Annotated in this window: 7 protein-coding genes; 1 reads left to right on the plus strand and 6 read right to left on the minus strand. The window is 55.3% G+C overall.

Features of this window, described 5'->3' with window-relative positions; genetic code table 11:
• Positions 1–25: 25 nt before the first annotated feature.
• The 6 genes from B5D32_RS12430 to B5D32_RS12455 all read right to left on the minus strand — a co-directional run bounded on the left by B5D32_RS12430 (position 26) and on the right by B5D32_RS12455 (position 9,443).
• The gene (locus B5D32_RS12430; RefSeq protein ID WP_078785322.1) at positions 26–973 is read right to left on the minus strand and encodes a DUF3991 domain-containing protein; all 948 of its coding nucleotides are present in this window, start codon (positions 971–973) and stop codon (positions 26–28) included.
• The gene (gene metK, locus B5D32_RS12435; protein ID WP_242943465.1) at positions 974–2,155 is read right to left on the minus strand and encodes a methionine adenosyltransferase; all 1,182 of its coding nucleotides are present in this window, start codon (positions 2,153–2,155) and stop codon (positions 974–976) included.
• 85 nt (positions 2,156–2,240) lie between these two features.
• Entirely contained in the window at positions 2,241–2,648 is a 408-nt protein-coding gene (locus tag B5D32_RS12440; protein ID WP_078785323.1) for a DUF3846 domain-containing protein, read from the minus strand.
• Entirely contained in the window at positions 2,629–8,553 is a 5,925-nt protein-coding gene (locus tag B5D32_RS15695) for a prealbumin-like fold domain-containing protein (RefSeq protein ID WP_078785324.1), read from the minus strand. The genes B5D32_RS12440 and B5D32_RS15695 overlap by 20 nt, the downstream gene beginning before the upstream one ends.
• Before the next feature lie 57 nt (positions 8,554–8,610).
• Entirely contained in the window at positions 8,611–9,096 is a 486-nt protein-coding gene (locus B5D32_RS12450) for a gamma-glutamylcyclotransferase family protein (protein ID WP_078785325.1), read from the minus strand.
• A gap of 8 nt (positions 9,097–9,104) precedes the next feature.
• Positions 9,105–9,443, minus strand: coding sequence for an amidoligase family protein (locus B5D32_RS12455; protein ID WP_425366239.1), 339 nt, complete (start codon positions 9,441–9,443; stop codon positions 9,105–9,107).
• 149 nt (positions 9,444–9,592) lie between these two features.
• Between B5D32_RS12455 and B5D32_RS15450 the strand changes: the two genes are divergently transcribed.
• On the plus strand, positions 9,593–9,809 hold a 217-nt coding region (locus B5D32_RS15450; RefSeq protein WP_207651133.1), incomplete at its 3' end, for a hypothetical protein.

Below are 9,809 nucleotides of genomic sequence, written 5' to 3' on the forward strand. Positions count from 1 at the left end.
CTGACTTTCATGTTGATTTCTCTCTCTATCGGCAAGGCGCCGCGCGGTGGGCGGCAGTTCTTGCCATCAGGTTGTTTTTTGCCATATCTGCGTAATCTCCATTCTCGATGTCGGGCGGCAGGTCATGCACGGTGTAGCGGTCAGCGTAGATTTTCCGGATGCCGACACTCGCCATGCGCCCCTTGGCATCGGTGTCCAGCCGCAGTTCTATCGTGGTGATCTCCGGGTGCTGGCGCAGAAATTCCTGTAACGCCAAAGGCTCTTTGCCGGAGGATGAAACCCCGCCCAGCGACAGACGGTATTTATCTGCAGCATCCCCGCAGAGCGTCATCTCTGCCATGGCATCTATGGCGGCTTCAAACACGGCCACGGTAGTGCCGGGCTGCATCGGCGGGATGCAGAATCCGTATTGTTTCTGACTGCCGGGTGCCTCGCGCTTGAACGGTTTTCCATAGTCATAAATGCCGCGCAGCGCCGCATATTTCGGCATACCCTGCGGGTCTTTGCCCAAGAAAACACAGTTGTGGTATTCTGCACTTTCGTACAGAATTTTTCTCTCAATACAGTATCGGATGGTAAGCAGAGACACACCTCTCCCCAGCAAATACCGCGTTACACGGTCATTATTCAGCGCGGGGTTCGGCAGACGGAACGGTGGGCGCTCGCGCTCCACCGCTTCATGCTGCACTGGGATGTACATCGGGCTTTCCTCACACAGCAGCTGCACCGCCTCTACAAACGGCACACCTTCCACATAAATCAAATATTTCAGCGCCGACTTGCCGCCAATGTCGCGGCTTTTCCAGTGCCACACACTGGATTCGCCGTTGATTTTGAAGCTGTCATGTTCTGCAAGCTGATATTCGCCCCGCGCACTGCTTTTCACCAGCGAACCGGGACGGTACCGCCGCAGGAACTCGATAGCCGTCATCCGGTTGGCGGCATGGATCTGTTCTTTACTGACGCGCGGCAATTACACAATGTAAGCGGCGAGGTCGCTCATATGTTCGATATTTTCCCACGGAAAATCCTCGCGTCCGAAGTGACCGCCCGCCGCCGTGCGGCTGTACATGGGGTTCAGCAGGTTCAACTGCTTGATGATGCCCGCAGGGGTCAGGTCATACGCCTTGCGCACCGCTGCAGCCAAACAGTCATCCTCGCAAATGCCGGTGCCGAAGGTATTCACATCCACCATGACAGGCTCTTTTTCCCCGATGGCATACGCCAGCGTGACCTGACAGCGGTCGGCAAGATGGGCTGCAACCATGTTCTTGGCAATGTACCGCGCCATGTATGCGCCGCTGCGGTCCACCTTGGTGGCATCCTTGCCGCTGAACGCACCGCCGCCGTGGGGTGCAAATGTGCCGTAGCTGTCCACCATGAGCTTGCGCCCGGTCAAGCCGGTATCGGCATCCGGACCGCCCTGCACAAACTTACCGCTGGGGTTCAGGATGATTTCCGCATCATCGGCGGGCATACCGTCAAAGGCCAGCGGGAACACATACTCGTCCAGCAGATCCGCCAACTTATTGATGTCGGTGTCCTCCTTGTGCTGGACAGAAACGACCACCGTGGTGATGCGCACAGGCGTGTCACCGTTGTATTCCATCGTGACCTGCACCTTGCCGTCCGGGCCGATGTCGGGGATAACGCCGGTCATGCGGGAGATTTCCAACAGCGTTACAAGGCGCTGCGCCGCCACCACAGGCATCGGCAGGTATTCGGGCGTTTCGTTGCAGGCGTAGCCGACCATAACGCCCTGATCACCAGCACCGAGGGTGTCCTCGTCCTCCCCCTCAGCCAATTCGGGTTCCACCGCGCCCGCAATGTCGGGGCTTTGGTCGTGGATGTAGCAGTCGATCTGATAATCTTTCGGGTCATAGCCGACATCGCGCAGGGTGTCGCGGACGATGTTGAACACGTCGGGTTTGGCCGAGGTCGTGATTTCTCCCGCCACAATGATGTGCCCGCGTGTCGCCATAACCTCACAGGCCACACGGCTGGCGGGGTCATGTTTTAAGCACTCGTCCAGCACGCTGTCGGCAATGAGGTCGCACAGCTTGTCGGGATGCCCTCGCATAACGGATTCGGCAGTGTAGAAACGGGGATGCTCGTTTTCCTGCATGGTTTCGGTATTTTCAAAAATGTCGTTCATAAGTTCTTCTCCTTGCTTATTGGATGATTTCGGACAAAGGAAAAAGCCCGCAGGCGGGCTGCGGGCTAGGATGGTAGTATTCATATCAGCGCTCCGGGGATTCTTTTGTTTTGGGCGGTGGAGCCATAACACGGGAATATTCTTCCGGCGTGGTGTGTTCCACACACAGGGTCTTGCCCAGCAGGAAAAACAGCTGCGGATCATGGTACAGTTCCTCGTAGCGCTTCATCTGCTGCGGGGTAAGGTCGGTAAAGTCATCGCGGGTCAGACCGCAGACAAAAAACGTGCCGTGGATGATGTCATAGTCGCCCAGCATACGGTTCAGCGGCAGGTTTTCTGCAATGCCGTTGTCATTACAGACGATGCAGGCGCTATCCCGCCAAGGGTACACGGCCTCGATGGTGCCGCCGACAACCGCCTGCTCGGCTTCAAGGGTGTGCTCAATGTCTGCTTCGCGGGGGTACTTGCCGGGTTCAACGATCAGCACTTTCATCGGCATCCTCCTTATCAGAAGTTTCTTTCAGCGCATTTTTCCGCATAACGGTCAGCAGCACGATACCTGTCGCAGATGCAAGAGACACGACCACAATAGCCAGCAGCGGGAAACCATCTCCTGTCTGCGGGAGGGTCTGCACCTTATACGGCGTAGGCGCAGGTGTAGGCGCAGGGGATGCAGCGGGCGTCGGCTGCGGTGTTGGTGCCGGGGTTGGTGTGGGCGTGTCCTCGCGGGGCGTGGCCTCGTCTATCATCTGAATCAGGCGTTTGTCGGCGCGCACCCATTCTACATCGGCATTTTCGCGGACGAACAGAGAAATCCCATCACCCACAAATTCCAACTTGAACTGCACCGTTTCGGCAATTTCAAAGCCAGCCGGGGCGGCATCTTCGGTTAGAGTGTAGATGTACTCTTTGGTTTCACCTGACAGCTTGATAAATGCATCCGAAACGGGAACACGGTGAGTTTTGTAGTCGGTTATCCAAGTGTCAATAACTTCGCCGTCTGCATCGCGGATCGTCAGCGTAGCGCCCGGCAGCAGATTGCCTGCAATGTCGGTCTTGTCGATATCCAGCACCGGCGCGTCCTGCATGACAATGGTTGATCCATTCATTTTCGACCAGTCATCGTCCGTTTTCACATACACCTCATTGACCTGCTCTGTACCATCCTGCACCAGCTTGAACACGATGCTTTCGGCTTCGGCGTAGCCATCCGGGGCGCGTTTTTCCGTCAGGGTGTATTCCTTTTCCAGTTCCAACCCGCGCACGGTGTGCGGCACTTTGCCGGAGGTCCAACCCTCGACCAAATTGCCGTCAGTATCACGGATTTCCAGCTTCGCACCGGGCAGTTCCTTTCCGTTGGTGATGTCCTGCTTGGAAATGTCCACACTGGTGCGCAGGTTGGTGTTTGTACCGTCCACGACCTGCCACGCGATTTGCTGACCCTCGTAGGTGAACTCTACATCCATAGGGGTGCTGTCCAGCAGGTAACCCGCAGGGGCGGTGATTTCCACAATGCGGTATCTGCCGCTGTTCTCGCGGCTGGTGCTTCGCGGACCTGTAGGGTCAATGTAATATTCTCCGCGAATCGGCACGTCCACATCAAACCAAGTAAAGCCGCTGGCGTTGGTTGTGCTACTGGTGGCCAGCTTTGTACCGGCGTCCAGCAGCTTTGTACCGTCCGCGGAATAAATGTCATCCACGGTGTAGAGTTCATACACCGCGCCGGGCAGATAGGTCAGCGCCTCTCGGTCCTGCTTGTAAATGCCTACACCGACTTTACCGACTTTATCGCCGGGCTTTTCGGGAACAGGCAGCACACGGGCATTTTCAAACACAAGTATCTGCCCATTCTTGTGGACATCCGAGGCATCCTTGACATTCACAATGCTGTACGAACATTTCTTGTCGCCGTCCTGCTCGTGGCTGACAATAGTTTTTGCCAGCACAATGTCATTTTTCTGGTTGTCCCAGCCAAATTCCACAGTGTAGCTCTGCTGGGTCAGCACAAAACCATACGGCGCTTGAACCTCGGTAATGGTGTACTTGCCCAGCGGCAGGGTAACGGTGATTTTGCCTTTGGTGCCATCATGGGTAATTTTCAAGAAATCATAGGTTGCCTGCGTGCGGGTGGGACTGAATTTCACTTCATCCACCTGCCCCTCCGCGCCGGTGGTAACAGTTGCCACCAAATCGCCGGATTTGTACCAGTAGGTGCCTTGGCGGTCGGGTGTGGCAATGTCGGCTGCAGCGTGGATTTCGTACACCGCGCCCGCAAGGTCGTCCTGCGTGTAGATGAACTGTCCATCTTGGTAGTCGGTCAGCACATTGCCCAGCTTACGAATGGTAAGCTGACCGAGGGTTTCGTGATTGCAATATTTCTCGGTAACGATGTACTCATCCATGTCGTTGGTGGCATTACCCACGACCTGCCAGACGCGGTCGGACTTGATTTCAAATTCTACCGAGTAGGCAGGATCGTTATAGTATCCTTCCGGACCTTGCAGTTCCTCAATCAGGTATCTGCCCAGCGGCAGTTTTTCGGGTGTTTTCATAAGCCCGTCTGCATCGGTGTAGAACACATCCGTTTTCTTGGTGGCGCTGCCGCTGGCTGGGTCGATCATGGAAATGCGGGTCTTGCGGTCTTTTTCGTCCAGCCGATACAGCGCAAAGGCTGTGTTGACGATTTTGACCGCCCTACCGGTTTCGGTGTCGGTCTTGATGAGCTGCAAGTACCCCTCCAATTCCTCATCCAGCACATTAAAAGTCATATAATCGTTGCTGGCGGTGGTGACACTGCCCGCCGGAACCGTAAATCGGCTCTGCGGGCTGTTGGCGTCCACCGTCACGATGAACGGATCACACTGGAACACATCCTTGGGGATGGTGGTTTCTACGACAAGGTATTGCCCATAGGGCAGCCCCTCAACGCGGAAGATGCCCTCATCGTTCGTGAACATTTCTCCCAGCCTATACTCGGCGGGCTGATCCGTGGGCATCCAGCCGTTGCCCCTGCCGTTGGCGTAGTCGCCGTCTGCGGTCAAGGTCGCGTTATAGGCGTTGACCGTATCGGTGTTGCCCTCGAACATATTGGCGATGGCTTGTCCCTCGGCGGTGAAATCGTATTTTAGTGTTGCGTTATCGTAGTTGTCCTTGCGGTAGGCGTCCAAAATGCTTTGTGCATTGTAGCTGCCATCCGGGTTCTGCTTGAACTGCGCCGTCTTGCTCAGTTTAGAGATGCGGTAAACGGTGAAGCCCGCACCCTCTAATTTCAGTGCCGGGCTTGGCTGACCGGTGGTCGAAACCAACTTTTGCAAACTAAAGCCGGATTTCAGCACTTCATCTTGGCTTTCCTGCTCGGCGTGGATGTGGTAGGTGGATTCATCTGCATAGGTCAGCGTTTTGTAATGATTGACCTCATCGCAGAGGTAGCCTTTGGCATAAGACAGATAGTATCCATCCCACGCCTTGCTGCCGTTCAGCTTGCGGCTCTCGGCCACAGCAGAATACTGATTTTTGTAGATGTAATCGGTATATTCATTATTCTTCCGAGCTAAATTGCTATACTTGCCTGTGCGTTCGAGCTTTTTGTTCAAAAGCGGATACTTCCCGGTAACATACAGCTTGCCGTTTCCGTCAATGGGCAGCACCAGCCCTGTGGCGCGTTCCACAAGGTAATATCTGCCCATATACAGGTTTGCAAACGCCAGCTTTCCGTCTGTGATTTTCGCAGAGGCTACCAGCCGGTCTTTCTGCAAGATGGGCAGGTAATCGGTATCCCAGCCGCCGTTGGTTAAAACAGTCGTGTGCCAAATGGGTGCGCCGTTGGCATCGATGATTTTGGAGTAATCCACCACACCCGAAACGCCGTCCGGATGTTCAATGGTGTCTGCGGCGTACAGATCGTACACAGCACCTTCCAGCGTGGTGTCGCCGTTGCTGCCCGCAGCCAGATACCGCGCGGCATCCAGATCAACTTTTGTCAGCAGAATATTGCCGAGGACACGGTCGTTCTGCACCTTGTCGGCGTTGGCGTGCATGATGTAGGAATCTTCGTTGTTGGCAATGCCCGTGGGGTCTGTGGCGTAGGTCTTATCTGCATTGCGGCTGCCAAAAGTGATAGTTACGATGCCCTCGCCGATGTCGATGAGCGTGCCGCCGCTGTTGGCCGTGCTGATGTCAGCGTTATAATCGGCGTTTCCCAGCCAAATCGTCTGACCGTCCTGTGCTTTGGTAATTTCAAAGGCATACGCCCGCTTGCCCAAAACAGAGCCTGCCGTGCCGGGTTTGGTCACATCCGTCCAATCGCCGTAATACTCGCTGGGTGCGCGGCTCTCCACAATGACGAACTTGCCCTCGTTGCGCTGGGTGTAATAGATATTGTCAGAACCATTGGCATAATTGCTGTGGTTGATGACCTTGTAAGTGCCATCGCTCTGGCGCTCGACCTTGTACCGGTTGTATCCGCCAAACGGGATATAGCACTGCCGAACGGTGTCCCACTCAAAAATCTTAAACTCGGCATCGCCCTTGATGCGCTGCTTGGTTTCGCTGTCGATTTTGTCGATGCTGACTTTTACCGACCACTCATCGTTTTTCATCGGGTAGTCGTTGCTGCTATTGGCAGGAACAGTAATCGTTTGGTGGCTCCCCAGCGCGCAGGGCGTGGAATCAAAGCCGTGCGGGATGGTGACCTCGTCATAGCTGAATGTAATATTGGCAAGCTGCGCCCGCGCCGAGGCAATAGCGGCATCCACCATGCCCTGCGCTTCGTTCTGCAGCTGCCCGATGGCTGCATTCTTGGCAGCTTCGGCAGCGGCGTCTGCTTCGGCTTGGCTGGTGAACGGTCCTTCCTGCCCGGAAAGCGTACTGGTACTGGTCTTGGACACCTCGTAGTGAACCGTCCATGTGGCTGAACCATCGCCGCCGTTGAGGTGAAAACTGTCATCCTGCGTGTGACCGCTTGTGGTAATGGTCTGCGCTGCGGCAGGACTCATCTGCCAGCTGCCGCCGTCCACGCTGCCGCCGGTCCGGCTGGGCGTGACGGTAATGACCGCGCTGTCCACCTTTTCCATCGTGTTCAGCTGGTACTTGTCGGTATTGACAGTGAATGTCAAATCAAAGCTGCCGCCGGCAGTCTGGGCGGGAGCCTGCCAGTCGGCATAGTACTCCTGCGGCACGGGTTCGGGTTCCGGCTCCGGTTCTTCTCCCTCAATGGCGGGACCAATCAAGGCGACTGTCTGCCAACCGCTGGCGGCGGGCTGATAAATGTAGGTGTAATATCCCGCTTCGGCGGTATAGGTCTGCACCCCGTTCAACAGTTCCTCTGCCGATTCTCGGTAAAGCGCAGCCGCCCGGCTGTCGGGGTAGTGCTGCATAATATACAGCTGCAGATCGTCGTAAATCATTTCGCAAAAATCCGAGACAGACAGTTCCGCCTCATCTTCTGCGCAAAAAACAGCGGGAAAATCGCCGTCCTCGTCCAGAGAAAGCTGGTTCAGCCCGCCCCAAATGCGAATCTGGTTGCCGTAATGGTCACCGGGGATGCACTGGTCTGCGCCCACCGTGGAGGTGTGGGAATAGCTGTACGGCGGGCAGCCGTTGGGCTGACCGTTGGCACCGTGGGTGCAGCAGTAGGCGGGTTCGCCGTTAAACCAAATTAGCCATGTGGCGTTGACTTTTTCCACTTTTGTGATGCGCCCGCTTGTCACAGACGGGGTGGGACGTCCTGCGTAAGGTGCAACCCCCATATCCGCAAACGGAGGGGCTGCCGTGCTGCTGCGGTCAATTTCGACATTCAGATTTTGAGTCAGTGAATTACCATCCGGGGCAGTGTAGACAAACTGCGCTGTGAAATCTTCGTCGGTCAGCAGATACAGCCCTGTGGCAGCGGCAGAGGTTTCCGTATACTCGCTGTGCAGAACGGTCGTGTCCTGCGCGGGTTCGCCGTAATAGTCCAGCAGCGTGACATTTTCGGGCAGCAGCACATCGGTTCGGGAACCGTCCGCTGGGTATTCGACCTGCGCCATAAGCGGCACGATGGCATAGTCGGTATCCTCGGTCAAGGGTACGGTCACGGTTTTGTCGCCGCTGTTCAGGGCATCCGGGTCAAGGTGACTGTCCTGCTCCAACTGACCGTCCGCCCACAGTGACAGACCGATTTTTGTCTGCCCTGTCGCAACCGGAAGCCCCTCGCTGCCGATGTAGGACCCGGCAGGTGCATCCGGCAGGTCGGCGTACAAAACCGCCGCGTCCGGGTCAAGGGTTGCCGTCTGCGCAGTTTCGGGGGTTACTGCGGCATCCTCCGCAAAGGCGGGCAGCGCTGCGCCCAGATTTGTGAGCGCAATCCCTCCCGCCAGCAGCAGCGACAATCCCTGCTTTATTCTGTGTTTGTTTTTCATACTGGTTCTCCTTTTGTTGCAAAAGAAAAAGCCCGCTGCGGGTTGCAGCGGGCTTGGTTAGCGTTCGGGAGCGTGTTTCTTAGGGACCGGCGCGGCTCTGGCCTTGTAGGCTTTTCTGTATTTTTCGTCAGCATCATAGAACTGCTGCGGAGAAATACCGGCGTCCAGACACCCCTGCATGACAACCGCATTGTAGCGGCTGCTGACCGGGAGCAACTGGTCGCGGTACGGTGCGTTCATCGTGTAAACCATGATTTCATGCGGCGCGCCATCGGCATCCGTAACCGTCATGGTCTCCTTGTCATAGAATGTCGGGTAACCCTCATAACAGTCAAGCTGGGATTCGTCATGGTCAGTGACAGACCAGATCAGCCCTTCAACGCTTGCGCCCTCTTTGGGCAAAATCGTCAGGTAGCCGCGCCGGAACGCCAGCTCATAGCCGTCCAGCTTGGCGATACCCACGGCGGTTGCCTCCGGGCAGCGGTAAGCCATCTGCTCAAAATTCAGATTAGAGCCATAGGCAAAATATTCTTTTTTCGACATTTCTTCTCCTATCTGGCCTCGTCTGTGCGGGGCCGTGGTTGATTGCTGGGATACAGCGACTTATCGTGCCGCCACGCCTTGTCACCGGGCAGATTTTTCAGTAGGTGCATCCGAACATTTTTGTACTCCGGGCCGATCAGCCCCAGCCGCAGCAGAAAGGTGCGGAAGGTGAACGCCGGATTATCCCCGATGGGCGTTTTCCGGAACTGCGTGTACTTCTGGTTGATGCCCTGCGCCGAGATTGCCATAGCCAGAATGATGTTAGCTTTGGCTTCACCCGCGTGCAGTGTTGAATTGAACAATCGCCACTCGACTGTGCCATGGTAGAACACCGAATGGAGATTCAAGGCATTATGTTGAGCTCAACATAAGGCTTGTTATGGCAAGAAAGCGATTATGTATCCCACGTTCCAAACTTTAATTGTACAGCGACAAAAATTATAAAAACAGTCTGTTTTTCTCTACATAATAACTATATAATTTGAGTATTCCAGATATGATGGAGGTTGTTATTGTGGATGATGGAAATCGACTGACCGTGTATGAACTTGTGGAAAGAGTTATCCCCTGCATCATTGCAAAGCACTATAGCGAAAACTATATTCAAGGCTTTCGTTCGACGTTTAGGAACCTGTTAGCGTACTGCAATAAAAATGAAAAGAAATATTTTACAGCGGAATTGGCTCAGCAGTTCATGCTGGATTGCTACGGTG

Source organism: Gemmiger formicilis, from assembly GCF_900167555.1.
GTDB classification, from domain to species: domain Bacteria; phylum Bacillota; class Clostridia; order Oscillospirales; family Ruminococcaceae; genus Gemmiger; species Gemmiger formicilis.